At 43.9% G+C, this 26,925-nt stretch carries 28 protein-coding genes; 16 read left to right on the top strand and 12 right to left on the bottom strand.

Features of this window, described 5'->3' with window-relative positions:
* A partial coding sequence (locus AACR09_RS10155) for an EamA family transporter (protein WP_228010490.1) occupies window positions 1-755 on the top strand: 755 nt, incomplete at its 5' end.
* 161 nt (window positions 756-916) lie between these two features.
* Here AACR09_RS10155 and AACR09_RS10150 read toward each other — a convergent pair.
* From AACR09_RS10150 to AACR09_RS10135, 4 genes are all read right to left on the bottom strand, one after another.
* Window positions 917-1,921, bottom strand: coding sequence for a CobW family GTP-binding protein (locus AACR09_RS10150; RefSeq protein WP_193834895.1), 1,005 nt, complete (start codon window positions 1,919-1,921; stop codon window positions 917-919).
* Window positions 1,911-2,471, bottom strand: a complete 561-nt coding sequence (locus AACR09_RS10145) for a carbonate dehydratase (RefSeq protein ID WP_108161500.1) — start codon at window positions 2,469-2,471, stop codon at window positions 1,911-1,913. Before AACR09_RS10145 ends, AACR09_RS10150 begins: the two co-directional genes overlap by 11 nt.
* Window positions 2,472-2,532: 61 nt before the next feature.
* The gene (locus AACR09_RS10140; RefSeq protein WP_017080634.1) at window positions 2,533-2,988 is read right to left on the bottom strand and encodes a Fur family transcriptional regulator; all 456 of its coding nucleotides are present in this window, start codon (window positions 2,986-2,988) and stop codon (window positions 2,533-2,535) included.
* Between the two features lie 218 nt (window positions 2,989-3,206).
* A complete protein-coding gene (locus AACR09_RS10135) occupies window positions 3,207-3,965 on the bottom strand; it encodes a helix-turn-helix domain-containing protein (RefSeq protein ID WP_102462520.1) in 759 nt (252 codons plus the stop codon).
* 128 nt (window positions 3,966-4,093) lie between these two features.
* Between AACR09_RS10135 and AACR09_RS10130 the strand changes: the two genes are divergently transcribed.
* From AACR09_RS10130 to AACR09_RS10090, 9 genes are all read left to right on the top strand, one after another.
* The gene (locus AACR09_RS10130; protein WP_102511333.1) at window positions 4,094-4,825 is read left to right on the top strand and encodes an SDR family NAD(P)-dependent oxidoreductase; all 732 of its coding nucleotides are present in this window, start codon (window positions 4,094-4,096) and stop codon (window positions 4,823-4,825) included.
* A gap of 523 nt (window positions 4,826-5,348) precedes the next feature.
* Window positions 5,349-5,645, top strand: a complete 297-nt coding sequence (gene ihfA, locus AACR09_RS10125) for an integration host factor subunit alpha (RefSeq protein ID WP_004734853.1) — start codon at window positions 5,349-5,351, stop codon at window positions 5,643-5,645.
* Between the two features lie 432 nt (window positions 5,646-6,077).
* Entirely contained in the window at window positions 6,078-6,569 is a 492-nt protein-coding gene (locus AACR09_RS10120) for a hypothetical protein (protein ID WP_004734854.1), read from the top strand.
* 39 nt (window positions 6,570-6,608) lie between these two features.
* Window positions 6,609-7,274: an NAD(P)H-binding protein gene (locus tag AACR09_RS10115; protein ID WP_102441748.1), complete on the top strand. Its 666-nt coding sequence runs from the start codon at window positions 6,609-6,611 to the stop codon at window positions 7,272-7,274.
* Window positions 7,275-7,413: 139 nt separating this feature from the next.
* Window positions 7,414-8,280 (top strand): DUF302 domain-containing protein, encoded by an 867-nt coding sequence (locus AACR09_RS10110; RefSeq protein WP_193834894.1) that lies wholly within the window; start codon window positions 7,414-7,416, stop codon window positions 8,278-8,280.
* Window positions 8,281-8,770: 490 nt separating this feature from the next.
* Window positions 8,771-9,076: a c-type cytochrome gene (locus AACR09_RS10105; protein WP_193834893.1), complete on the top strand. Its 306-nt coding sequence runs from the start codon at window positions 8,771-8,773 to the stop codon at window positions 9,074-9,076.
* On the top strand, window positions 9,073-10,299 hold the full coding sequence (locus AACR09_RS10100; protein ID WP_102441750.1) for a molybdopterin-dependent oxidoreductase: 1,227 nt from the start codon (window positions 9,073-9,075) through the stop codon (window positions 10,297-10,299). Before AACR09_RS10105 ends, AACR09_RS10100 begins: the two co-directional genes overlap by 4 nt.
* On the top strand, window positions 10,299-10,802 hold the full coding sequence (locus AACR09_RS10095) for a cytochrome C (protein WP_193834892.1): 504 nt from the start codon (window positions 10,299-10,301) through the stop codon (window positions 10,800-10,802). The genes AACR09_RS10100 and AACR09_RS10095 overlap by 1 nt, the downstream gene beginning before the upstream one ends.
* Window positions 10,799-11,383: a c-type cytochrome gene (locus AACR09_RS10090; protein ID WP_193834891.1), complete on the top strand. Its 585-nt coding sequence runs from the start codon at window positions 10,799-10,801 to the stop codon at window positions 11,381-11,383. Before AACR09_RS10095 ends, AACR09_RS10090 begins: the two co-directional genes overlap by 4 nt.
* A 153-nt stretch (window positions 11,384-11,536) precedes the next feature.
* Here the strand turns inward: AACR09_RS10090 and AACR09_RS10085 are convergent, their stop codons facing one another.
* The gene (locus tag AACR09_RS10085; protein WP_017077978.1) at window positions 11,537-12,313 is read right to left on the bottom strand and encodes a RelA/SpoT domain-containing protein; all 777 of its coding nucleotides are present in this window, start codon (window positions 12,311-12,313) and stop codon (window positions 11,537-11,539) included.
* Between the two features lie 323 nt (window positions 12,314-12,636).
* On the opposite strand from AACR09_RS10085, the gene AACR09_RS10080 reads away from it, so the two are divergent.
* Window positions 12,637-13,290, top strand: a complete 654-nt coding sequence (locus tag AACR09_RS10080; protein ID WP_193834890.1) for a thiopurine S-methyltransferase — start codon at window positions 12,637-12,639, stop codon at window positions 13,288-13,290.
* A 130-nt stretch (window positions 13,291-13,420) separates the two neighbouring features.
* Here the strand turns inward: AACR09_RS10080 and purT are convergent, their stop codons facing one another.
* From purT to sbcB, 5 genes are all read right to left on the bottom strand, one after another.
* The gene (gene purT, locus AACR09_RS10075; protein ID WP_017077980.1) at window positions 13,421-14,596 is read right to left on the bottom strand and encodes a formate-dependent phosphoribosylglycinamide formyltransferase; all 1,176 of its coding nucleotides are present in this window, start codon (window positions 14,594-14,596) and stop codon (window positions 13,421-13,423) included.
* 167 nt (window positions 14,597-14,763) lie between these two features.
* Window positions 14,764-15,651 carry a cytidine deaminase gene (cdd, locus tag AACR09_RS10070; RefSeq protein ID WP_193834889.1) on the bottom strand — a complete coding sequence of 296 codons (888 nt, stop codon included), beginning with the start codon at window positions 15,649-15,651 and terminating at the stop codon, window positions 14,764-14,766.
* Window positions 15,652-16,008: 357 nt separating this feature from the next.
* On the bottom strand, window positions 16,009-16,686 hold the full coding sequence (locus tag AACR09_RS10065; RefSeq protein WP_004734865.1) for an LrgB family protein: 678 nt from the start codon (window positions 16,684-16,686) through the stop codon (window positions 16,009-16,011).
* A gap of 2 nt (window positions 16,687-16,688) precedes the next feature.
* Window positions 16,689-17,060: a CidA/LrgA family protein gene (locus tag AACR09_RS10060; RefSeq protein WP_004734867.1), complete on the bottom strand. Its 372-nt coding sequence runs from the start codon at window positions 17,058-17,060 to the stop codon at window positions 16,689-16,691.
* A 25-nt stretch (window positions 17,061-17,085) separates the two neighbouring features.
* Entirely contained in the window at window positions 17,086-18,510 is a 1,425-nt protein-coding gene (gene sbcB, locus AACR09_RS10055) for an exodeoxyribonuclease I (RefSeq protein WP_193834888.1), read from the bottom strand.
* A gap of 1,032 nt (window positions 18,511-19,542) precedes the next feature.
* On the opposite strand from sbcB, the gene AACR09_RS10050 reads away from it, so the two are divergent.
* From AACR09_RS10050 to AACR09_RS10035, 4 genes are read left to right on the top strand one after another with little or no spacing between them, the layout of a single operon-like run.
* Window positions 19,543-19,977 carry a DUF4402 domain-containing protein gene (locus AACR09_RS10050; protein WP_004734871.1) on the top strand — a complete coding sequence of 145 codons (435 nt, stop codon included), beginning with the start codon at window positions 19,543-19,545 and terminating at the stop codon, window positions 19,975-19,977.
* 52 nt (window positions 19,978-20,029) lie between these two features.
* A complete protein-coding gene (locus tag AACR09_RS10045; RefSeq protein WP_193834887.1) occupies window positions 20,030-20,467 on the top strand; it encodes a DUF4402 domain-containing protein in 438 nt (145 codons plus the stop codon).
* A complete protein-coding gene (locus tag AACR09_RS10040; RefSeq protein WP_017083454.1) occupies window positions 20,464-21,174 on the top strand; it encodes a fimbrial biogenesis chaperone in 711 nt (236 codons plus the stop codon). The genes AACR09_RS10045 and AACR09_RS10040 overlap by 4 nt, the downstream gene beginning before the upstream one ends.
* A 47-nt stretch (window positions 21,175-21,221) precedes the next feature.
* Complete coding sequence (locus AACR09_RS10035) at window positions 21,222-23,660, top strand: carboxypeptidase-like regulatory domain-containing protein (RefSeq protein WP_193834886.1); 2,439 nt, start codon at window positions 21,222-21,224, stop codon at window positions 23,658-23,660.
* A gap of 15 nt (window positions 23,661-23,675) precedes the next feature.
* On the opposite strand, the gene AACR09_RS10030 is transcribed toward AACR09_RS10035, so the two are convergent.
* Both AACR09_RS10030 and AACR09_RS10025 read right to left on the bottom strand, forming a co-directional pair.
* Window positions 23,676-24,524, bottom strand: coding sequence for a sterol desaturase family protein (locus AACR09_RS10030; protein ID WP_193834885.1), 849 nt, complete (start codon window positions 24,522-24,524; stop codon window positions 23,676-23,678).
* Between the two features lie 87 nt (window positions 24,525-24,611).
* Complete coding sequence (locus AACR09_RS10025; protein ID WP_193834884.1) at window positions 24,612-25,625, bottom strand: DUF2804 domain-containing protein; 1,014 nt, start codon at window positions 25,623-25,625, stop codon at window positions 24,612-24,614.
* Between the two features lie 169 nt (window positions 25,626-25,794).
* Between AACR09_RS10025 and AACR09_RS10020 the strand changes: the two genes are divergently transcribed.
* On the top strand, window positions 25,795-26,829 hold the full coding sequence (locus AACR09_RS10020) for an AraC family transcriptional regulator (RefSeq protein WP_193834883.1): 1,035 nt from the start codon (window positions 25,795-25,797) through the stop codon (window positions 26,827-26,829).
* Window positions 26,830-26,925 lie beyond the last annotated feature (96 nt).

Genomic DNA, 26,925 nt, shown 5'->3' with positions numbered 1-26,925 from the left:
TATTTTTTGTGGCGAGACCTAATGTCGCTTGGCGCTACTTAGTCAGTTATGGCTTTGTGTTCGGTGTGGGAATTTGGGGTATGGCTTCATGGTCGATTACTGCGGGTTTGTCTTCGGGGCTTTCATCAGTCTTGCTTTCAACCAACGTATTAATTGGCATGGCGGTTGGCGTGTGGGTGTTCAAGGAGAGTGCTTCCGTTCGTAAATTAATGGGTGCGATGCTAGCGATGTGTGCGTTAGCGGTGTTGGTTTCCGCAGCAACGGGCAACGTGACACTCAATGGTGTTATCTTGATTATGATCGCGGCATGCAGCTGGACCTTGATGGGCGTGATTGTTAAGGCATCTAAAACCACTCAGGCTTTTGCATTTAATGTGTGGGGGATGCTGTTTGCTCCGGTGCCATTGGTGTTGTTTGCCGTGATGTTACACGGTGACCAAATTATCTGGCAGGGTATTGAACAATGGGATTGGAACACGACGATTGCAGTGCTGTTTCAGGCTTATCCAACCACGCTATTTGGTTATTGGGTGTGGAATAAGTTATTAATCCAATACCCGTTAAGCACCACAGCGCCGTTAACCTTGCTAGTGCCAATATTCGCGTTGATAAGTGGTTACTTTATGTATGACGAAGTATTGTCAGTCGCTCAAGTTGTTGCATCTGTACTGTTTCTAATCGGTATCGGTTTGATTGTGAAGCCTGCTAAGGCTTCTAATACTCAAGCTACAACGAAACTCGCAGAACAAAAGTGATTGATAAGCGGGCAGCATTCAATGAAACGGATAGAGTTCAAATGCTTTGAATAAAAATAAGGCCTCGCACTTGCGAGGTCTTACTCTATGTCGAAGAAGTGAAGTTACTTAAAGCATCAATTAACAGCACTCTATTCACTTGCTCTCAATTAACTAAGCGATCAAGTCACCATACATTTGAGCAATTGGCACTCTAGGTCTTCATCTATTTGGTACCCGATCACTTCAATTCTGGTTTCGGCACACTCATCGAGCTCTGATTCCGTCAAACCATCTTCTGTTAAGTTGTAGCCGAAGATACCACTTGGGGTAATGAATATCGCTTTCATTCGCTCTGCTTTTAATCCAACTAAAAAGTGTCTCAAACGCTGGTGGTCAAACAATTTCTCTGCTGAGAATCGCCAACCAACGCTTTCAAAACCTTCACCTTGGTTGGTCGCTTTGATCATGCCGCTTTCTGGCATCGGTAATTCTGAAGCGAGCGGCTTTTCTTGTTTATGGATGTGGTGGTGATGGTGCGCTTGTTGACTGAAGAAACTAGTGTCTCCTTCGAACTCTTCAAAAGGGATTTTTCCATGATGAGCGAAGACCAACTTGGTATTCGGGTGACAAATCTCGGTAACGTATTCAGCCAGTGCTTCGGCGTCGCCATCTTGATATAAGTCGACCTTGTTACCAACCACCGTATCGGCAATAGAGATTTGCTGATTGAAGGTATCGTGATTTGAGTAGCGAAAATCAGAGAGCTTACGCGCATCGACTAAGGTGACGTTTTTCTGTAGTGACAGGACTTTACGGTAGTGCTCAGAAGACAAAACTTGCAGCACTTCTTTAGGGTGTCCAAGCCCTGTTGGTTCGATCAACAAGCGATCTGGTTTGGCTTCGGTAAGCAGTTGATTGAGTGCAATTTGCATCGGTAAACCTGCCGCACAACACATGCAACCACCGGGTACTTCACGAATGAACACTTGTTGTGTGGTCTGGTTACCTTGAATCAAGCAGCCATCAACGCCGATTTCTCCAAATTCATTCACTAACACAGCCCAGCGTTCATTTACTGGCTTGTTCTTCATTAAGTTGAGAATCGCAGAGGTTTTTCCTACTCCAAGGAACCCGGTAATAATGTTGGTTGGAATGCCTAACATAGGTGACTTATCAGAGCTCATTGGCAATTCTCCTATAGCCTTGAACTAGGGTGTGGTTGGCTGAAACCACAGACTCTGAAAATGCAGAGTATTCGGGTGGCACTTTTGAGATGCTATTTAAATCAAACCCTGAGCCTATATTGGTCATTGGTGGCACATGGAAGCTTTCCGGTAAATCGAGCCCATCTACCACACAGTTGTGACGAATCACGCAACCTTTACCAATCAGAGCATTAAATACCACCGAGTTGAAGCCAATAAAGACATCGTCACAGACTTCACAAGGACCATGAATGATGGAGCGGTGAGCGATAGAAGAGCGTTCTCCGATGGTAACCGCTGCTCCTGCTTTAGAGTGAATAACCACACCATCTTGAATATTGGTGTCGCGCTTAATCACAATCGCTTCCATGTCACCTTGTTCGTTAACCTCGTCGGCACGAATGACGGCGTAGGGGCCGATAAATACGTTATCTTCAATGATGACTTTACCGCAGATGATGGCGGTCGGATCAATGAAGGCGGTTTCGGACACGTTTGGCATATGGCCGCTAGGGTTTCTTCTTAACATATTGAGCTCTTTTGTTTTTTGTAATGCCGCTGGGCATACCAGCATTGATGGCGCTGGGCATTTATGTATCGACGCATTCATCGCATACGCAGCTTATCTCTAACTGCGGGCTTATTACGGTGAAGCCTTCTTGCTTTGCGTGAGATTGAAGATCGCGAATAATGGAAGGGGCGATGGTTTGCTCGCTGATTTTGTCGCACTTAGAGCAAATCAAAAATTGCGGGATACCGTGTTCATGATCGCAAAGGATATGGTCGCAAAGTATGTACTTATTGGAGACTTTTAGTTTGTGCGCTAAGTGCTGCTCTTCGAGAAATTCTAATACCCGGTAAACCGACATCGCTTGAACGTGTTGATCAAAGTGTTCCTTACAATATTCAACGAGTTCATACGCAGACAGCGCTCTGTCGGCATGAACCAGTGCACGCAGTATCAACAGTCTCTTAGCGGTAAACTGTTTTCCGTTTGTTTTACAGCCTTGTTTTACGTGCTCGATGATCGCTTCGATGTCTCTCATTCAATCCACAAAATTAACGATGATATAGATACGTTATAACATAACAACTGATTACTGAAAACAAACTAGTTACGGAAAACAAACTTTTTGCTTTGTCGTTGTTTAGGGGTACTACTCAGGGTGTTCGATATATTCTGGGTTAGGTACGCGGTGGGGAGGCTCACCAAGCAGTAATAGGGAAGGGATTACTGCGGGATAATAAGCGTGTTGAGCTGTTCCTAAACCAAGTTTACTGGCTTTTTGAGTGTTGGGTGGAAAATACCCTTCGCGCCCATATCGACAATGGCATAGTCGTTTAACCCTTCGGTCATTCGACTGCGTGATTGACTGAGTTTTACGGTCTTTAACATCAATTTTTCAAGTTTAAGGTTGTAGTCTTTAAATTCTTCTTCGGTCAGCCTAAATTTGGTCGTAATAAAGTACGCTTGTTTGTTGTCAGCACTAATATATTGCACCGCTTGTTTCAGTGCATCGATGACTTGATTCTTGAACGTCGAGCTAAATCGAGCGTGTTCAGAGAAAGCCGTATTTGAAGGCACAATGACATGGAACTTTAAGTCGAATAACATCGCAATCAGTTTTAGCTGTTCAAGCTTTCTTAGATAGATATGCAGTGAAGGTTTGTTTAAGTCAAAACGAGCCATTAATTGTTGAGCATTTGTCCCTTCATTAACGATCTCTTGAAAAATAGTAAACAACGCAGGCTCTTCACAAAAGGCCGCATCTTGTTCATCAGTAAATAGTGAGGTTGAGGCTAATGATTCTTCTGCCTCAGAGAGAATTGCGGATAGAGGGCGTTGAATTAATTCGCATATCTTTTGTAACTTTAGAATGGAAAGCGATTGGTGGCCATTAAGAAGCCGTTTGATACTCACTTCAGACATTTCAGTGAACTCTGAAACCTCTTTATAAGAGATGCCTGTCTTTTTTAAATGCCGTTTTATAGCGCTACAAATTTCTCGGTTGAGCGTATCCATCACTTTATCCTGTTACCTATTTATATTCTCAAGGTATCACATAGTGTCACTTTTGTTATTTGTTTTGAATAGTAAGGGGCTATTAAGGATACTAATTTAGACGGTTAATACTACTTTGAGAGATTACGATGGATTTGGGATTAGATAATATCAATGTTGTTGTTACAGGGGGCTCGAGCGGAATTGGGGCGAAAATAGTGGAAGGGTTTGCCAACGAAGGAGCGAACATTTGGTTTTGTGGTCGTTCTCAACATCGAATCGACAGGTTGTATGAGCTGCTCGGAAACACGGCGGAGCGAGTTGTTGGCAAAGTCGTTGACGCCCATGATCCGGCTCAAATGAAAGCTTGGATTGCGTCTATTCCTCGCATAGATGTTTTTGTTCCTAACGTGAGTGCACTTTCTGATGAGTGGGAAGATGTACTGCAAAAGGACATTAGTGCAACGCAGCATGCCATTACGTTGGTTTTACCCAAATTGCTTGAATCGGATTACGCAGCAATAACCTATATTGGATCGAAAGCGAGCGGATATACCGCCTGTCACGCTAATGCTTACGGGGCAGGGAAGGCCGCACTAGCCCATTACATGAAATCTCTGGCTTTGACCTACGTCCGTAAGGTAAGGGTTAATACCGTTTCACCTGGAGATACTTATATTGCTGACGGCCTTTGGGGTAGGTGTAAGCGTGAAGAGCCTGAGACCTTCCAGAAAGTCCTCGAAAGAAATCCAATGGGTCGATTAGCAAACCCTGATGAAGTTGCCAACGTGGTGACCTTTATTTCTAGTCCTGCTGCGAGTTTTGTTTCTGGGGCAAACTGGTACGTAGATGGAGCATCGACCAGCCATGTTCAATACTAGCTGTATCGGCTAGGTTGTTTATGCAGAGGTGAGCTTTATTATGTTAACTTCTAAACAAGTAACTCCGTGGGAAGCGTAACTCAGTAAGGTTTTATCCAGGCTAATTCGAATTAAATGCTGAAATGATACAAATCTCATATTTGATAACGCTTATTTAATAACCTCTGTTGAGTTCGATATCAAATCAAGTGGCTGATTTTATTGGGTATCGGAGAAAAGTCTCAAAAATTATCATTTAGGTCTCTAAAGTATTAAATTCTATTTATAGTCAACTAACAGGTATGTTGTTCTATTTGATGATGGTTAAGTAGATGTTTTTTAGCCATATATGTGACTTTACAAGCGACTTATCTTTCTGATTTGAAAGAATAATTAAATAGTTGAGATAAAAAAGTTGGCGAAAATCAGAAGCTTGGCATACACTTTCCTTGTAAACGACCTTATCTCATTGATTGAATAGGGTAAATGCTTTGGCGCTACTGGCGATGGTAGCAATGTATAACATAGCTTTGAGGAAAGTTTTATGGCACTCACTAAAGCCGATTTGGCTGAGAACCTGTTTGAAACACTCGGATACAGCAAGCGGGATGCCAAGGAAACGGTTGAAGTGTTTTTCGAAGAAGTTCGTAAGGCACTTGAAAATGGCGAACAGGTAAAACTGTCTGGTTTTGGTAACTTTGATCTTCGTGAGAAAAACGAGCGACCTGGTCGTAACCCGAAAACTGGTGAAGACATTCCAATTTCTGCTCGACGTGTTGTTACTTTTAGACCGGGACAAAAACTAAAGGCCCGAGTCGAGAATATTAAAATCGAGAAGTAGCCAAGCAATAGACCACGCCTAGCGTGGTCTTTTTGTATCTATCCCAAGGAAAACACCCATTCAATCTCTAACGGCTTTAAGCTTCCAAATTCCAAACCCAATCCTAGATTCACCATTCACCATCATTATGCCCATCTCTTAAGATTCGTTGATTTCACGGTTGGTTCTCTCAATCCCACTGCTTAAGACTGATGTATTTCTGCTTCTGTCATAACTTAATCTGCACCATATACTTTTAAAGTTCACCCAATTGTCTAGTTTGCTTCTTATGCTTGTACTAGGAGCTCAATGTAAACAGATTCAAAAAAACACTAGACCGATCGGTTTGTTTTGTTTATTGTGTCATCAGTACAGAGTGAAAGGGTGACTGAAAATCAGCGCATTTCTGCACAGAGCCTTTCAAACAGGCAGTTCAAAGAGAGAATCGCATCTATGACACTAGCATTGGAAAGTTATCTATTCATTGGATTTTCAATGGCGCTATTGAGTCTTTGGAAAACGTATTCAGGGCCTGCTCTGGCAGCGCTCATGTCATATTCATACCCTGAAATGCTATTGTTTAATCTACTTCCCGCATTACTGGCAGCTTATGTTGGGTGGAAGGTCGCGCCAGTTTATTCGAGCATTTTTAATCGACACAAAACCGTTGCTTTTAAGCCCAAGCTGAGACGCTTTATGAAGCGATGGAATAAATACGGTCAACTCACGATGGCTGTTTTAGCTCCTGTTCTGGTGGGAATTCCAAGCTACACCTTTGTTTCGAAGCGGCTTAATCAAGGTTGGAGAAAGACGTTCGCCATGCTGACGTTGTCGATCTTAGGTTGGAGTGGTTTGGCTTATGGCTGTTTCTTGTTACTCGATGTTGAGCAGTACATTGCCATCGAAAGCATCATACCTAACGCAATGCTTGAAGAAATTAAATAGTACACAGTAAGTGTTAATCGACTAAATGGTGAAACCAATATGAACAAATCAATAATTATTGCTGGTGCGAGTGGCCTAGTCGGTAAAGAAACGCTTGCTGCACTGCTTAAAAGTGATGAGGTAAATCGCGTTTATGCATTGTCTCGACATCGATTGGCTGTTGAAGGTTCTAAGTTGACTCAAGTGATTGATGAAACGCTGTCAGTCTCTCCAGACATCACAATGGATCAAATGCCTGAGATTGGCATCATTGCTTTGGGTAGCACGATTAAGAAAGCTGGCACGAAAGAAAAACTGCGCGAAATTGATGTCAATTTAGTCACAGCGACCGCTGAGAAAATGCAGCAGCTTGGCGTAGGTCACATCATTGTTGTGTCATGCCTTGGAGCGGATATTAACGCTCGTTCCCATTACCTTCGTTGCAAAGGTGAAATGGAAGCAAAGGTCGAATCTCTGGGTTTTGAACAAACGACTTTTTTACATCCAGGGCCTTTAGCGGGCGACCGTGATGAGAAAAGAACGGATGAAAAATTTCTGCAAGGTTTATTGAAAATTGTTAAGCCGCTAATGATCGGCAATCTAAGTAAATATGTCCCGATTGAGTCGTCTGTTATTGCTCAAAGCATTTTGACGATATCGATGATGCCTCATTCCAATCAGGTTGAAAGGTTGAACTCGGTTGCGATGAATCAGCTCGTTTCTTAGCGTGAGCCTGCGTTCACTCTACTGATACTGATACTGATACTGATACTGATACTGATACTGATACTGATACTGATACTGATACTGTATAGCTATAGGCATAGCTTTGTTGGGTATGTGATTAAAAATTAAGAGGTTATCAATGAAAAATCGTTCTTTAATGATGTTGCTGGCGTTACCTTTGATGGGATGTGAGTCAACAGTTGATCCCATTGCTTATGTCTCTGAGCTACAAGCCGTCGATCAGAATGCTTTGACCGTCGAAGCTAATGCCCAAGGGCAAAATTTGGATCATGTGCTGACTATCGATCATTCTCGTTTAGCGGAACAAGCAGGAGAGTATTTGGCTCCAAGTCGTGTGGATTTCTATACCAATGACGCTCTTAATACCGCATTACTAAAACTCAACCCGGAAGTAGGACTCGATCTGCCTTTTCGAGTTTTAAACTACATGGAAGGCGGGATTCAAGAAACGGTCTACACAGACGCAGAGTTTATTCGAAAAAGACATGGGATCACAGATGACGCCACGCTTACACAATACCAACTGCAGGTTGAACAGCTTGTTCGTGGGCTAGATAATGCTTCTGCAGTTAATAGTGCCTCCTTAGAGCAAGGGTATGGCATTGAAGCGCTTGAATCTGATTATGACTTTGAGACGACGTTAAAGAACATTAAGCGAGATGTTCTTGAACAAGATGACACGGTTTGGTTTATGAATTGGGACTACAAAGCTCGGGCCGAATCGATTGGAGAATCGCTTCCTAAAGCAACTTTGTTGGTGTTTGGAGGGCCAGCGCCTGGCGCGACCGCAATGACTGATTTTCCTAGTATTGGTTTAGATGCTTTTGGTCAAAAGGTTCTTGTTATCGAGCAAGAGGGCAAGGTTATTGTGCTCTATAACGACATTGTCGATATGTCGGAACTGCATTACGGCGATAACGCAATATCTCACAAGATCATTAACTTTCGATTAAGCAAAACCCTTGGCGGAGCAGTATCGAAGTAGGGGCTGTTTTTACTAGAAGCGCTATGTGTTTGCTAAGCGGTTCCAGTAAGTCTGTATATCTATATCTATACTTTACCAATTACCAATTACCAATTACCAATTACCAATTACCAATTACCAATTACCAATTACCAATTACCAATTACCATCGCATGAGCTCTGTTTACGCCCGTCAAGCAGAGCTCTTTTGTTCTAGTGACTCTCCACAGTCGATCAATACCTACCACTTCAGCTCAGTCATACAACTTTGTTCCCAGCACCTTATCTTGTCTCCATACATCGACGCCCGTCTTTATTTATTACCCGTACATTTAAAATGGACAGCTAGGCAGTATGTATTCAACGCGCCCTATTTGTTTTTGAAATCCGTTCAGTGAAATTGAACAGAGGTTAAATCTAATTGAATTTAAATCACCCGAGTGATTTGCTGTAATGCGCTCAATAAACAGCCAGTTAATCTATTTTGTTGTTCTAAATCTAAGGAGAAGCTTTGCGTAAGTCCGTTTTAGCTTTGATGTTACTCTTTTTATCGACTGTCGCTTCGGCAGCGGAGTACCAGCAACTCGCCAATATGTGCATTGCTTGTCATGGCAGTAACAACGACACCTCGTTTCCCTCTATCCCTAACCTTAAGTGGCAAAACCAAGTCTACCTTACTGAGCAACTGACTGATTTTAAAAGTGGCAAGCGTGAGGACAAAACGATGTCTAAAGTCGCGCAACTATTGTCAGAAGAAGATATCAAGAAGTTAGCCAATTACTTTTACCAACTGAATAACACAGGGTCACCGCAATGAGTTTAGATAGAAGACAGTTCCTTAAAGCCGCGCTTTCAGCAACCGCAGTATCTGCATTGCCGGTGTCGTGGGTATTTGCCGCGAATCGACCTGAAGGTTTAGCTGCACTGGACATCAATGCATTAACGTGGGCAAAAGCAGAAGATCTACCGGATTACTACACCGTTTTAAATACCAACCCTTTGAATGCGTATCCGCCAGAAAGTATGCTTGCGCCTGCTGTGACTCCTGCAGATGTTCCCTTTGTTCGTTGGAATGGCTTGATGCCAGATTTTACGGAGATGGACCCAGATACTTGGACCTTCGAAGTGAAAGGTGAATCGGTAAAACAGAGCAAAACCTACACGATAGCTGAGCTCAAATCTAAGTTTAAGCATCACACGCAAAGCCTTGTGTTGGAGTGTGGTGGTAACAGCCGTAATAACTTTTATCCAAGCACCAAAGGCAATCAATGGAGCAATGCTGGCGTCTATTGTTCACAGTGGACAGGTGTGTTGTTGAGCGATGTACTTAAAGACTGTGGCATTAAAGATGATGCGGTTTACGTCGGTAACCATGGCTTTGATAAGCACTTGAGTGGTAAAGGTGAGGCGATTTCACGTGGCGTTCCCATTGCAGCTGCGATGAACGATAACGCGTTAATCGCGTGGGAAATGAATGGCGAGCCAATTCCTTATCTCCATGGTTACCCGTTACGAACGGTATTCGGCGGTCGACCGGCTTCTGTTTCTCAGAAATGCACGACCGGCATCAGTATTCGAAATAAGATTCATGATGGGCACAAGATGGCGGCTCCTGCTTATCAAGTGCCTAAGAACCCAATCGCTCCGGGTGAGAAAGTGGATAACAAAGATTTCCGAATCATTGAAGAGATGATTGTTAAATCGCTGATTACTTCGCCAAAGAGTGGCACTGAGTTTGCGTTAGGTAAGAAGGTCAAAGTCAGTGGTCATGCTTGGGCTGGCTTGAGAACCGTTGAGAAGCTGCAAGTGAGTTACGATTACGGTACTACTTGGCATGATGCGAAGCTGAACAAGCCAGTAAATAAGGGTGCGTGGCAACAGTGGGAAGCTGATTTAGACCTTCCTACGATTGGTTATTACGAGATCTGGGCAAAGGCGACCGACAGTGAAGGCGATAGCCAGCCAGTCGTACAACCGCAATGGAACCCTAAAGGTTATCTGTTCAATGGTTGTCACCGTATTGCTGTAAGAGTGTCGTGATGCTGTCTATTTCCAATAAGCCTAATTATGGCCGTTCGAAACTTACCAATTTGATTGATGACCAGTCATTTCGTGCAGACTCAGCTCTTGCCAGCAAGCGCAGTTACCGTAAAGGCGTAATGAGAGCGGCATTGGTGTGTAGCTTATTAACGTCGATGCTTGTTCATGCTGAAGACATTCCAGAGAATCCGAAAGAGTATTACGGCGTAGACAAAACGTCGGGTCTAATTATGGCACCCGGTTGGGAGACCGTGAAAGGGCAATGTAACGCCTGCCATACCAGCTTAATCGTTGCTCAGAACAGCGGTAACCGAGAGCAATGGCGTGAAACCATTCAATGGATGGTCGACACTCAAGGGCTGTGGGATCTGTCTGATACTTGGGATCCGGTATTGGATTACCTCAGTACCTACTATCAAGACAAAGGCATCGATATGAACAAGTATCGTCGTAAGCCTATTGATAGCGCCTTGATGCCACCTATGCCGGGAGAGAGCCAATGATCATCAATCGATTAAAACGGAACTCTCTTGTAAATGGAATTGTTGCGAATGGAGCTGTAGTTAATAGAGCGATTGTAAATGGAATTGTTGCAAATAAAGCTATTGCGATAGCCGCTGCAGCAGTAGTTTTGTCGTTATCGGCGTGTACTGATGAACAGCCGAGCACTGAAGATAAAGTTGCCTCGCGAGTCGAATCATTAGGGATAGAGTCGGAACCAGCACCGAAGCTTAAAGCGGAAGCTAAAATCGAGGTTGAAACGCTTGTCGATAGCAAGGTAACCACCAAAGATTACATACCTAGTTTAGTTTCAGGTGAAAAGTTGGTTCAGAACTTATGTAGTCAGTGCCATGGTGACAAGATCATTCCCTTCGTACAATCTTATCCAAACATCAAAGGTCAGAAGGCTGGGTATATTCTTAAGCAGCTGCGCAATTTTAAAAGCGATGAGCGCCAAGATTTGTACATGCAGTCGGTGGTGAAACACCTTTCGGATGAAGACTTACAAGATGCGGCGGCGTTTTATAGCACGTTGAAGCCATTGGATTTATACAATCGCACTAAAGAGTATTATCACCAATAGGTGGGACTTTCTGGGACGTTGGTTAAGTTGGTTTTTACGAAATTTGATAGGTAAAATAGTTGATAGCGATAGGTGAAAAAGTAAATAAAACAAAGGGCTGCGATTATGCAGCCCTTTGTCGTTCTTGTTTGTGATAAGCGTTTATGCCAGTGGTTAAGCCGCTTTGATGTGCGTGGTAATGTATGGTTGCCATGCTTGTTGATAAAGCTCTAAAGATTGGCGTCTTAGGCTGTTAATTTGTGCTGCTTCAATGTCATTGATAGGGCGTTGTTCTGCAATTGCGTGACGCTCAATGCCTTGGATGATTTCGTAAAGCTCGTGCTCAGGGCCACTTTTCACATCAGCAATCGCTTTTAAGTGAAGTTGAACCTCTGCAATGATGTTGGTCTTTGGCAAACGAACCAACAAGTTAAGGTCACGGTAGCCAGAGTCAGCTGGTGATTTAAACTTGTTTTTCAGCTTAACAACGTCTGCTTCACGGCTTAGCGCTTCGTAAACTTCAACCAAGCTCTCGACATCATTCGCGATGATAGTTGCACGGGCTAAGTCGGTAATTTTTGTCACATCACCATCAAGCTCAAGGGCGATTTTTTCTTCTGCACGAGCTTGAGATTTAACGCCAGCAAATAGCGCTTCAGAATTGGTGAGTAGGGCAGTACTTTTACAGATAGTTTCTAGTTCAGCTTGGCCTTGATGTGCTTTGCTGTACAGAATATCGAAGTCGGTGTAAGGCTGAGTCGGGCGTGAGTCGAAGGCTTTGATGCCGTAAAGGCCGCTCAAACTATGACGGAATACGTTTGATGAAACTTGGTTTTGCGCAGGAGTGCGCGTTTGATCAGTCGAACTTGTTGAAACAGGTGCTGCTGCGAATGCAGGCGCTCGGCTCAATACCAATAGCATTAGGGCCGTCGTACGGAGAAATACACTCATTCAAACTCCAAAATACAAGGTTACAAAAACGGGTAGTCAAAAGGGGTAACCAGTAACGCATAAGAGTAAAAACAGCTTAACTAAACTCACTACATATTAAATGGGGCTAGCTAAGACAGAAACCAACTCTAACGTTTAATATTGCTTTAAAATGTGAAGATATAGACAAATAATCCAACCGTTAGTTCCGCAATTATTAGAACTTTGAACTTAGCCAGTTTCTGATTTCATCGAAACCAATGTGGTACTTTAAACCAAGCTAAGGTTGCTCTTACCTCTCTATACTGTACCCTTGCATTATGACTGTTTAACATGAACGAAAGATGAATAATCCTGAATTTTGGCACAATAAATGGGCAGCCAACCAAATTGGTTTCCACCTTGAAGATGTAAACCCACTTCTGATTAAATTTTGGGAAAAGACTGAGCCTAGCTACGAGAAGAGCGTGTTTGTTCCACTTTGTGGTAAGAGTGAAGATTTGATTTGGTTGGCGACAAAGCATAGTGATGTGCAATGTGTCGAACTCAGCCAGATTGCGGTTCGCGCATTTTTTGCAGAGCACCTTTACACCCCGACTGTGACTCAAATCAGTGGTCAGCACGAGCTGTATCAATTCGATGAACTGAACATCTACACGGGCGACTACTTCTCAGCGCCAATCCAGCCTGTCGATACCATTTATGATCGCGCGTCTTTAGTCGCATTGCCTGAAGAGATGCGAGTGCAGTATGTAGAGCGTTTGAAACAACTGCTGAAACCGGGTGGTAAGATCCTTCTGGTGACTCTAGATTACGACCAAAACGAGATGGCAGGGCCTCCGTTTAGCGTACCTAAACTAGAGATTGAGCAGTTGTTCGCGGGATACAAAATCACATTGTTGAATCAAGATATTGCAGACGATGAACATCCGAAGATTGCCAAAAAAGGCTTGTCTCGATTTAGTGAAGAAGTGTACTTGATTGAGTCAGACGCTTAAGCGCAGTGAGCTCTCTAGCGAAAAGACCGCTTCAATAAAAAAGATAACACCAACAAAAAGACGGGCTCGATAGCCCGTCTTTTTGTTGTTCAGATTTGAAGTCGTGATTGTTCAGAATTTGAATAGCTGGTTAGTAAATTACTTTTACTTTAGAAGCACTCTCAATTGCATCTTCAATCGCAGTCTCAGTGCTGTTGCGACGAGTAAGCGCCACACCTAGACGACGGCGACCATCGATATCAGGTTTACCAAACAAGCGAACTTGCGTCTGTGGTGCGTCTAGCGCCTCTGTAAGACCTTCAAAACGAATGTTGGTTGAAGTGCCTTGGCCCAGAATAACCGCTGATGCACACGGACCGTATTGCGTGATGGATTTGATCGGCATACCAGTAAAGGCGCGTACGTGCAGTGCGAATTCCGATGAGTCTTGAGACATAAGAGTCACTAAGCCAGTATCGTGTGGGCGAGGGGATACTTCATTGAAGATAACGTGATCGCCTTTAACAAACAGCTCTACGCCGAAGATACCGTGACCACCTAGTGCATTAACCACTTGTTCAGCTGTGTATTGCGCTGTTTTAAGTGCGTTGTCTGACATGACTTGTGGCTGCCATGATTCACGGTAATCACCATCTTCTTGGCGGTGACCGATAGGCGCACAGAAATGCACACCGTCGACTGCGCGAACGGTTAGAAGCGTGATCTCGTAATCAAAGTCGATGAAGCCTTCAACGATCACACGACCCGCACCAGTACGACCGCCTTCTTGTGCGTAGTCCCAAGACTTCTGAATGTCTTCTTCTGTTTTGATAACGCTTTGACCTTTACCTGAAGAGCTCATTACTGGCTTAACAACGCAAGGCATGCCCACGAATTCAACAGCGGCAGCGAAGTCTTCAAAGGTGTCTGCAAAGCGGTAAGGAGAAGTGCTCAGCTTTAGCTCTTCTGCAGCTAGGCGACGGATACCTTCGCGGTTCATCGTTAGCTTAGTCGCATTTGCAGTGGGAACGACATTTAAGCCTTGCGCTTCTAGCTCTACCAACTTGCTGGTGGCAATAGCTTCAATTTCAGGAACCACATAATCTGGTTTTTCAAGTTCAATGACTGCTTGCAGTGCATCGCCGTCTAACATGTCTAATACATGGCTACGATGTGCAACTTGCATTGCGGGTGCGTCTGCGTAACGGTCACATGCAATAACTTCCAAGCCTAAACGTTGGCACTCGATAGCAACTTCTTTGCCGAGTTCACCTGAACCTAATAGAAGTACACGAGTAGCATTTTCACGAGTAGCAGTACCAAACATAGAAATTCCTTCCGATCTTTTGAGCGATTGATTGAAAACGGGGTGATCATACTTATTTCAATGATAAAAGCAAACGTTTGCGCAAGTTGTTGCGTTAATTACAGGCATAAAAAAAGCAGCCCCGTTAAATAGGGCTGCTTATTTAAAATTTTGTTAATTAGATGTACTTAGATTGCTAAGTAAGTCACTGGAATGTCGGGATTAATCGCTTCTAATGTAGATTGCGTATCCGCTAGGTGACTTATGCTACCTTCGGCAATTTCAACCAACGCTGCACTTTCAATCTGTTCAAAATCGAAGCCAGCGAGTTTAAGTTGAATCAACGCCACTTGTAGAGGAGGTAAGCTCGGGTTGAACGCTGCGTTTTCAGCGTAAGCACCGGTGAAAATCTCACCCGACGTCAATTGCACTGAAACACCACTTAGGTTTTTGGTGTAAGGAGCATGGCTGCGGTTTAGTGCTGCTAGCGCTTCTACAACAATAGGCGTTGTTTCTTCAGTCGTGTGTTTATGATCAAGCTTAGTCATTAGGCCAGTCGTCACACCTAAATCAGCAGGGCCGAATGAGTCTGGTAGGTACTCTTGCAGAGACATTTCATCACGTTGTGGAAGCTGAACTTTAAGTTCTTTTGCTGTGGTCAGTTCGTTCATGAATTGACGACAGTGACCACAAGGGCTGAAGTTGATGGTGATATCAGAAATACCTTGTTCGCCTTTCATCCAAGCGTGGCTGATTGCAGATTGCTCAGCGTGTACTGTTTGGCCAAGTTGAGCACCAGCAATTTCAAGGTTTGCACCAAAATACAGAGTGCCAGACAAACCACGCACGATTGCACCAACATAAAAGTCAGATAGCGGAGCGTAAGAATAGGCTGCGGCAAAAGGAAGTAGCGCAATACGTAGCTCGTCATCCGCTAAACCACTTGCTTGCAGTAGGCTAGCAAATTGTTCTGGAGACAATGTCGCGTCAAAGTTGTCTGCTAATACGATGTCACTCAAAAGTGCTTTGATTGCTGTTGGAGCACTTTCCAGCGCCAGGGTAATACGACTGTTCATGTTGAATCCTTAATTGACCTTAGGCTTTAATTCTATGCAATGCTCAGGAATTTTCTGTGACCTTGATCACCACTGCGTTGTTGTTGTTACATTGGTTTGCATAATTAGAGTGAGGTCACAGATGAAATCGATTGCAAGAGTAAAAACTACCATTGATATCCCACTTATTGGCCTAAACAGGGCGCGATTTGACTGCTATTGCCGAGTAATTGCGAGAAAAAAGCCCAAGCTATCACTGAAATAATCAGGTTATGCTTGGGCTTATTGATATCTGTAACGCTTAAAATTCGCGAACCAGTGAGTTTAGCTATTTACCAACTCATCTATTAGAGCCCGTATAAACTGTAATCAAAGTGGTTAAGAATAGAACCAAACCACGAGCGAAAATATACTCGGTGCAATGATTGAGGTGATAACCCCACAAAGAACCAATGCCAACGAACTGAATGCAGCATCTTCCTGATTCTTTTCAGCACAGGTCGCAGTACCTAAAGCGTGAGACACGGTGCCCATGGTTAAACCACGCGCGATAGGGCTCTTAATACCAATGAGATTGTAGATTGGATAAGCAAAAATTGCCCCAAATAGACCAACAATCAATACCAGTATTGCCGCAATTGCTGCTTCACCACCTAAATGGCTCGATACTTCCATCGCAATTGGTGTGGTGACTGACTTACCTAATAAACTCGCAATCAAAGTTAAGTCCGCTTTAAAAGCCACTGCGATTAATGCTGTCGTTGTCATCGACATCACACTGCCTAGCGTGCAAGCAAAGGTGATGATGCGCCAGTTGGCTCTGATTTGAGGTAACTGTTCGTAAAGCGGGTAAGCAAGGGCAACAACCGCAGGCTGCAGCATGTAGGTAATCCAGGTGTTGTCGGCATAGTAAGTCTCAAACGGTACTTTGAAGAACGTGAGTATCGGAATGATGATACCAATGCTGATAAGCAGGGGATTACACAGCGGTGAGTTTACTTTTTGACTTACCCAGCGAGCAAACAGGAATACCACGATGGTGAGTAGAATCCACATGATCAGTTACCTCTCGAAAGCAAGCGGTCTAAAAACCATGATAAGGACACCAACACCAGCAACGTGCCACCAACGGCGCTCGCCATAATTGGCAATGCGTTCGCGATGAGCATGTCGAAGTGATCCATCAACCCAACACTGATCGGAACAAACAATAAGATCATTAGGCGGATAATCAAGCTTGCACCGGGTTGTACCCAGTGCGAAGGAACAATACCAATCACCATGGCGGCAAACAGAATCAACATGCCAAAAATACTGCCTGGGATTGAGGTATCCAAAAAGTGCTGTAACGCGTTACCTGCTGTAAGTGCACCTATGATTAAGGTGAAGGAGATTAAGCAGTAAACCAGTTGGATCAATCTTTCTTTCAAAGTGTTACGTCTCTTGATAATGGAATTAGCTAGCTAACTTTTCTACGTATTGATAAACCGCCTTCAAGATAGCCATTTTCTTCTCGTCGCTTTCATGTTCATGCGCGAGGTTTTCAAGGTTGAGCATGTACTCTTCTAAACGGCTTTCATAAAACTCACGACAATGGTTCGCCCATTTCAATTGCTCAGCTTCGTCGAGCGTCCATGGGAAATGACGAGCACGGTAACGGAACAGTAACGGTTTAATACGTTCATCACCGAAGGTGATATCTAAAGCTGCCAAGTTATTTGGGTCAGTTTCGCGAATGATGTTCATCGCTGTTTTATCAGCAGGTGAGAAGAAACCGTCATAAAGGTGTGTATCAACATCATCACTCGTTTCGTACTCTCGCTCTTGTGAGTACAGGCCGATCAGTTTTTCGCGGATCTCTGGGTGTTCGCGCAGCAGTGCCAAGTTCTTCAAGCATTGTTGGCGATCAATACCGATGGTTTCGGCATTTTCAGCCGTCAGCGTTTTAGCTGGAGCAAGAATAGGGCACTTGTTCAGTTGAACCAATTTGATGGGTACGGGTAGCTCGTCTTCACCCAGTTCACTGCGTTTGGTGTAGAGTCTGTCTCTGAGTTCATCAGCGTCCAGTTCTAACAGTGGGCTTGGATCTTTGGCTAAATCAACCACGATAACGGCATTTTGATTGGTTGGGTGCCAAGCCATAGGCACAATCCAACTTGTGTAGTTGCAGTCACGGCCAAACATGCCCGAAACGTGCATCAATGGTGTCATGTTTACAATATCAACCAGGTCATTCAGCTTACGCTTATGACGCATGTTGTAGAGGTAATCGAACATCTTAGGTTGTGCAGCTTTCAGCTTCTTCGCTAACTCGATGGTCGCAATAACATCGGCCATCGCATCGTGCGCGTTCTCATGTTCAATGCCGTTTGCCACAGATAGGTGTTCCAGTTTGAAGCTTGGATAACCTTCTTCGTTCTCTGGCCAAACAATGCCTTCAGGGCGCAGTGCGTGAACAGCGCGCATTACATCTAATAGATCCCAACGTGAGTTACCGTTCTGCCAACTCCACGCATATGGGTCGATGAAGTTTCGGTAACAGGTGTAACGCGTTACTTCATCATCGAATCGAATACTGTTGTAGCCAAGGCTTGTGGTGTTTGGTTTCGCCAACTCGGCATGGATCTTAGCGATAAACTCTGGTTCAGGAAGACCTTGTGAAGCCGCCTTTTGTGGTGTGATGCGGGTGATCAGTGCAGCTTCAGGCGCAGGGAGGTAATCAGCAGGAGGTTGGCAATAGATAACTAGAGGCTCTCCAATAACATTGAAATCTTGGTCGGTACGAACACCCGCAAATTGACTCGGACGGTCTTTTGCTGGGCTAACGCCCCACGTTTCGTAATCGAAAAAGAAGTAGGTCGGCTGATTATCTGAACTCATTGAATTTCCTGAACAGCAAGCGCGGAACGTTTACTGTGGCTGAAGGTTAGTTTTGTTCAGTATCTGATAGTATGCGGTACGCGTGCAACCCAGATCACAAATAAATTGCCGGAAAACGGTGCTTTACTATTCAATCGAGTCGGTGGGGAAGGTTTTGAATCCAATTGTGGCTTTTCTATGGTCACAATTCTGCCTGTGTACCTCTTTTTTAACCTATCTTGTCACCTTAACTGTTGTAAGGCGATGAGTCGGGTTTCAGGTTTACCGCGAATGAGTTTGTTTGTCTTGTACTCTAAAGCTGTGTGATTAGAAACATCTCGTTGTTTTTTGACTGGTGGCTAATCGGCTGTACCTGTACCTGAGGCTAATCCGCTGTGCTTGTGTCTAAACCGCAGCGCAGATGTCTAATCCGTAGCGCAGATGTTTAAACTGCTTCACTTGCCTGTCTTGGATCTGTCCAATCAAGGTGTTTTTCGCAATACAATCCTCTTAGATTTAATTAATTTTTCGGTATTTATGATTGTCGGGGTTAATTTTACTGGAGCGTTATGTCTGTCTCATTTTTAATGCTTTTTATAATCCTCGTTTGAATTGGGTATAAAGAAAACTCTAATATTTCATTTTTATTACAATTTATTTTAATTGTCAGTGTGTTTCACTTCTGAGACTGTATTGCAACACGGTGATCTATATAGTAATTAACCTGAATATAATAAGGCTTTATTCTTGTTCTTTATTTTAGGGTTACTTTAATTAAGGTCTTTTTATAGAAATAATTACGTACAAAAATAAAGGAATTAAGTGTAAAACCAGTTTTATATATAATTGGTGAAAATGATCCAATACCATTATTATTGTTAGTGTTATTTATATCAATTTGCGTGATCTTATTCTCACTGCGCCTCATTTCTTTATAAATAAGTGTCAATATATATATTTTCTAAATAGGATTGTTGTTACTTAATTGTTAACTTTGATTGACTATTAGGTAACCCTAATAATAAAGCCGATTTTATATAAAGGATTAAAGAAATGAACAAAGTCTTTAAGGTTGTTGCTGTATCTGCACTTTCTATCTCTTCAGCGAACGTTTTCGCTGTGAGTGACACTTTTGATGCAACACTAGAAGTAAAACAAGCAATTACAATGACAAAAACAAGTGATCTTGACTTCGGTATCATCACTTCAGACAACACAACGGACGTTGTTATCGCTCAAGGTGATGCTGGAGCTGCGGCATTTACTCTTTCTGGAGAATCTGGTGATGCAGTAACAGTAAGTATTTCTGATACTAACTTGGTTAACGGCGTAAATACGATTGCAGCTGAATTCGACTTTAATAACGCTATTACTCTTACCGGTGGTACTGCGGCTCTTAATATTGGTGGTACTGCACGTACTTCAAGTGCGACATTAGTTGCTGGTACATATACTGCTAACGTTGCAGTAGATGTTACTTACCAGTAATTAAATGAAACCAGTGTAATATTGTGGCTGCTATAAAGCAGCCGCTTTTACTATGAGTGTTCTATTCAAATACGCGATTTATATTGGTCTGATGATTTACTCCAGCCCTTTTCATGCGCTAGAAATTATTCCTGAGAATATGGAAGTGAAATTTCCGGGTATGTATATCTCTGGGTCGGGCCAGAATGCGGATTCAAACCCATCCAATAGTCAGGTTTATGTGGTTCGTTTTTATGTTGAAGGTGAGCCTGGTAAAAAAATCGTGGTTTCTCTCCCTTCCAAGCAATATCTAAACCATTCTCGTAAATCCAAACGCCTGCGTATTAGAAAGTTCTATTTTGGTTGTGGCTTATCAAAGCGTGGTAGAGCCAAAATCAAAGGGAATGGAAGAAGCAAATTATTGTGTATTGGTGCCAAGTTGAAAATCGGCGCTAACCACCCAGCAGGCCTTTACACCAGTACAATTCCTTTTGAGGTTAATTATAAATGAAGTTGTTTATCTCATGTGTTCTCGGCTTAATCTTCACAACACAAGCCTATGCTCAGTTACTTATCGCACCGACTCGTTTTGTGCTGGATGCCGACACTTCGGTGACTGAAAAAATCGTCGTCGAAAACAATTCAGATCAACCGATTCGCTTGGAGATAAAACCGATTTATCGCCCGGTAAAGGCGAGTGGTTTAGTTCGAACTGACGCTAATATCGCGCAATCAGAAGATATCGCTAGTTGGATTAAAGTGTCACCACCAATAATTCGTGAACTTAAACCCAATCAAAGACGCACGGTTCGCTTACGTATGAATGCTTTACCTGCTGACATGGCTGATGGTGAATATCGTGCTTACTTGTGGTTTTCCCCAATAGCAAAAGCTGCAGAGCTATCAGACATTGCGTTGTCTTCAAGTAAAACCAACAGTGATGGTTCAGCCTTTCAACTGAACTTTCACATCAACAGTTATGTACCCGTTTATGTTCAGAAAGGTGAGCGGGTGCAAGATGTTAAGTTTGAGTGTGACAACCAAAGCATCAAGATTCGAAACGATGGTAACTTTCAGTTTACTGCGAAATTGAATGTAGACGAGCATAGCGAAAAAGTGGTGCTACTTCGTAATGCTGAATTAACCAAGCCTTTTCCAAAAGGCTCAAAGATCTCACTGGTTCAGAACGAACAGCCTCTGTACGAATGTGTTCTGTAGTGCTCGTTTCATTGTCGCTGACTCTGTAAAAGCCAGTGTTCAATTGCATGGTTTGGCGACTTTTGTTGCTCGCTTCACTGTTTCCTTTTGGTGCGTATTCGGAATCTAAAGCAGAAAGTGAGGCGAGTGAACTCTATCCAGCCCATGTTGAAGTTCGAGTCGGGAAAGTGGGGGATAGCTTTTATCGTGTCATGATGGATGACTACGAAGAACCCTTCATTTCGATATCCAATGCTGCTTTTTATCTGCTCGAAATGAATGGTCAGTGTGATGAAAGCGGATATTGCGAATTGTATTTGCCTCAAGATGTGGGAAGAGAATCTCCTCCGTACATTCTAGATACCGAACAAGCCATTTGTTATCGCGATGACAACAATATCCAGTCGATCAAATATCAAGTCATCGACTCAGAAACTTACATTCACTGGTACAGCTTACAAGCTTGTATCCCGGCTAAAGTGCGTTGGGATATTGATGATTACCGGCTCACCGTTACTCCAGAATTCAGTTCATTGACTGAACTGGAAGCCGCTATTTCTAAGATGAAAAATGAATCACGTAAGAAGGCCGAGGATCTTAAGCGAGCTGAAAACACGCCAGCTTTCGAACCTGTTGCCGCCGTGGGTTTGGCGACTCGGTTAGCGACTTCGGTTTATCACGACAGTGAAACTGGCGGTGATGTTTACGCAATTTCAGACACCATATTAAGCACTGAACACTCCTTGTCTCGCTTGTCGATTGATTCACGAGAAGATAACCCCATCGTTTATTACAACGTTGCGATAGAAGCTCATGACGGTGAAGGCTCTTTGGAAGTCGGCCATGTGTTATTAGATGGCAGCGTCTTTACCGTGAATCAAACCCTCGAAGATGGGCTCTATTACACCAACCGAAAGCGACAGACAGAGTTCGGCAACCTTCAACTTGAACGAACCACTCAACCAAACATCAGTATCGATGTTTTGGTCAATGGCATTTATCAAACCACTTATCGCTCTGATGAGTTTGGACGCTTCGTGGTTGAAGAAGACAACATCTCCCCCGGTGACACCATCAAGTTTCGCTACTACTTATCGAAAGGTGTCTGGCAGGAAGAAGAGATCACCGTCGCCGGTTTAGAAGATGCATTTCTGCCAAGTAATGAGTGGGGCGTGCAAGTGGTAGGCAATGAAGGTGCTGACCGAGCTGGCGCTGTGTCGCTCGAATATGGGCTTGCCGATTACTTCACCGTGGGTAGTGCCTTTATGAGGCAAAATGGTAAAGACTTGATTGGTGTTCAAGGACGATACTTACCGGCGCATTGGTTTGCGGGTCATATCGGTTGGTTACCAGAGTTCAATCGGTTTCCAATGGAGTTTGATATTTTGATCAATGGTGATCAGTCGGCATCGATAGAGCTCAATAAAACCGATGAATTGGACTTAGAGTCGATGGAGTACGATGTTTTCAAATACAACCTGTCGCTTGCCAATCTAACGGCCTTTTTGACGGTAAGGGATGATGAAGATGAGTTGAGCGTTGAACCCAAGTTGAACTCGAAAGTGGCTCGTAATCTGTTTGTCTCATACGCCGGTGACTATCGATACATCAAAGCTTCTCATCAAGACGATTACCTCCATACGATTGGCTTGGCTAAAAGCGGTTTTTCGGATACGTCGTGGAATATTTCTGGAACTGTTGATGGCTCTGGTCATCATGAACGAACGGAGCTGTCTCTGAGAAATGCGTGCAAAGAGTGCCTGTTAGATCCGTTGGAGGTTTTTCAAGAGCTCACGACGAACGTATCGGCTCGCTATCAGAAACAGGAAGTTTCGTTTTCCGCTTCTTTAGAAGCTCGAGTGAACCCTTATTTACTCTTTAAGCTAGAAGGAACCGAAGACCGATACGGTGTCGAGATGACGACAGAATTCGGTGCTAAAACTTACTTTGATGAAAGCATTGGTGAGTTTGTTGAGTGGAATCGATACAACCATTCTAAGCTGACGGGCGTTGTCTACGATCACCACAGACAACCCATACCAGGCGTAAGCCTACAAATCTTGGACCAACGAGCGGTCAGTGATGCAAAAGGCCGATTTGAATTCTCAAGTGTTCCGGCTCGAGATAATCTACCTATCTATATCGATGAAGGGGCACTCGACCTTAACCTCACGCCGATTCAAAACCCTGTGTTTGTAAATACTAAGCAAGTCGGGCTAACTCATGCTCACATCGAAATGGTAGTGTCATTTGGCGTCGATGGCACAGTGGAAGGCGATCTAGAAAACAGTGCTTATCTGCACTTTAAACATATCCAGAAAGGTACTGAGTATTCGAGCGAGATTGAGAGCGATGGCTTTTACATGGTAGAGGGGCTCATCGCGGGCAAATATATTGTGACTTTAGAGATGGGAGACAGGCGATACGTGCAAGGTGCCGACTTGAACGGCGATTTCTGGGTAAGCGACCTCACATTCAACCTCATCGATTTTCATAAGGTGTATTAGACCTGATCGCTTTGATTAGTCTGAAGGAGGCGAGAGTATCAACTGGATTTTCTGCTTCATGGTTAGCTCTCGGTTCCTCAAATCTTTGAATATGGCCTTCCATTCTTGAAAGGTGACTACTATCGGGTTAAAACTGTTTACGGGCTTGGTGACGCCGTAACGCACGGTTTCAATTTCAGGTTCGAACGTACCAAACAACTTATCCCAAATGATCAAAACACCGGCGTAGTTCTTATCGATGTATTGCGGGTTTTTGCCGTGATGTACTCGATGATGCGAAGGGGTGTTAAAGATGTATTCAAGTGGTCCCAAGCTTCGTATCCATTGTGTATGGACAAAGAACTGCAAACCTAGATTCAGAAGCACCACAAAGATGACCCATTTCGGGTCAAAACCTATGATGACCAACGGTACCCAGAATAGCCACATCCCAGCAAGTGGGTACATTAAGCTTTGACGGAAAGCCGTACTGAAGTTCATCTGTTCTGAGCTGTGGTGCGCGACGTGTGCTGCCCACATCCAGCGAACACGATGGCTTGCTCTATGGAAACAGTAATAGCAAAAGTCTTGCAACACCATCAACACAATGAAACTCAGCACGCCCATGTCGATGTCCATTAAACGCCAACCAAACATCAAGAGATACAACTGCACGACCAATAACCCGGTGATCAAATCGGAGAGTTGATGCATTCCCGCAAGCGTGAAGTTACACATCACTTCTGAAAGTTTATAGCTGGAATTATCTGGCAATCGACCTTGCTTCTGACCGATAAAATACTCAGCCAACATGCACACCACGAATAAGGGCGCTAATACCAGCAGTAGCCATTCTGGGTGATTGATTAATGCGTCGATATTCATGTTTTATCCTTGTTGAGACGCTATACGCGTTCTTAGTATCAAGTTTACTTAGATTTGCTCGCCTGAGATTCAATCAGCAGAATTACGTTACCAGCGAGCAAAGTGATCTTCTGTTAGGCCAAGAACAGCATCGAGTTGATGTGTCACTCCATTGTTGTCTTCAATCGAGCCAGAAAAGTGACCAATGAACTGACGAAAGTTACTCTTTAACAGCCATAAATTGAGCTTTTCGCTGCGGTTATTTAAGGGCGTAAAGGTCAGGTTTATACGTTCATCTTGTGATGTTATCTGCCAAGGCAAGTTCGTGTCTTGGCGACTGAACGTAAACTGTACCGGGTTAAGCAAGTGTCTGGTTCCATTGACCCATAACACGTTTTCGCAGCCTCCAGTCTCATTCACGCCTGCTGCGAGGTTCAAGCCAATATCAGTACCATTGGATTGCGTGTTAATGCTTGCCCAGCGCCAACTGGTCTCACGTCTCATGTAACCCGCGGAAAAGTCATAACCGGCACGAGCTTGAGTGAGATCGAGTGATTCTCCTTTGATTTGGATTTCACCGCTGATGCGCAAAGCATTGTGCTTTTGAGTGTAAGTCCAACCTGAATAACCCGTTGGGCTGCACATCGCCAAGGGCAAGCTGTCGGCTTTAGGCTCTAAAGCGATATCGGCCTTAATGAGTTTGGTATTCAAGCGAACTTGCCATTGCCCGCCTTCAATATTAAAGGTGATGCTTTGGCCTGCAATGTTTGTCGTGCCGTCAAATGGCGAAGCGGTAACTTGTTTATCAAACCCTAATGGCCTCAACCAAGATGACTCTTCTAGATGGTTGTTTTCAATATCGTACAGATAACAAAATGCCGAGCCTAAGTAGCGAATATCCGCGATAGCGACACCAATAATGTGCGTGTCGGTGACAATGCTGACAAATTGGAATTGTTTGTAGTGGAGGTGCTTCTGCCAAGAGTTTGCTTTTGAATCCATCGAGTTTCGGTAGTCAAAGCTCTCGATGTTCAGGTGCTTGGGGATGCCATCGAAATGTCCAATGATCGGCTGACCATTAGAATCAATCAAACTGTGTGGGGCTGGGTTCGTTTTTATCATTGCGATAGTTCACATAAATTTAACAACTAAAGCCATTGTGCGATGAGTAGCGTAGAATTGGGAGGTCATATTCGGACAAGAGCGCGTTACCAATCACGATTTTGTCAGTAGTGTTGTTGAAGCTGAGTAGTCATGTTGATGGGAATGGGCTCGATATAAGGAGAGACGATTGGAGATTATCGCGGAGTATAAGCCAACCGGGCATCGGCATCAGTTGGGTACACTAGATATCGCGCTGCTGTTGAATACGTTAGAGCAACGAGGTATCGATATTGAAAGGTTACTCAATGATGTCGGTTTGCCGAACATGGATTGGCGAGACCCGAATGGAAAGCTGACTTACGCTGATAAACTTGCGTTATTTAGCGTGGCGAATCAGAGCTTTCCTCACGATGGCTTAGGGCTTTGGCTGGGGGAACACGCTAGCTTGAGCCACTTTGGTGTGTTGGGTTATGCGCTATCGACCAGTCAAAATGTCGGGGAGGCCATCAAGTCGGGCTTCAAATATCTGCGCCTGAACGGTCCTATCTTCTCGGTTAAATTGTTTCTAGATTCCGAGCAAGCAGTGATTCAGATTGAGAACACCTTGGAAGTGGGTGATCTCCTTCCTTTCTGCAGTGAATATTTCTTGAGTTCAATCGTCTCTTTGTTCAAAGAACTGACTGGTCATGAGTTGGATATTCATACTTTGGCTTTGCCTTACGCTCGTCCCAATTACACCAAGCTTTATGACAACCGCTTCCAGTGCCCGGTGATTTTTGAGCAAAACCATTGTGAACTGCGTTTTGATGCCTCGGTTTTATCACAAACCTTATTGACTCATGATGCCGCGACACTGAAGCGCTATCTCGCGTCTTGCCAGTCGATAGTGGAAACGCTGGACTCTGAGCATCTGCTGACTAACCAAATCAAAACGATCTTTTATCAAACCGCAGGCAGTTTCCCGAATATTGAACAACTCGCGGATGAGTTTGGTTGTAGTTCTCGTACACTCAGGCGAGAGCTAGTGACCCATGATTCCTGTTATCAAGTATTGCTTACCGAAGTTCGAGTGGAACTGGCCAAAGAGCTGTTACTCGGCACAACCATGAGTATCGATGACATCGGTGAAAGGCTCGGTTATAGCGACCCTGCAAACTTCAGAAGGGCGTTTAAAGGGTGGCTCAATAAGACGCCTGCGCAGTTTCGTGACGGTTTAAGTTAAGGCGCTGACGGATCCCCTCATAATTTCCCTAGTCCTGCGTTGTGTGTGAGCCTTTGATATTCGAACATTCCCCATTGATATTGGGATTCATTAATT

It is taken from the genome of Vibrio sp. OPT20, from assembly GCF_963889365.1.
GTDB lineage: Bacteria > Pseudomonadota > Gammaproteobacteria > Enterobacterales > Vibrionaceae > Vibrio > Vibrio splendidus.
Note: the sequence above shows the minus strand (reverse complement) of the source record. Positions and strands in the feature narration are given on the sequence as shown.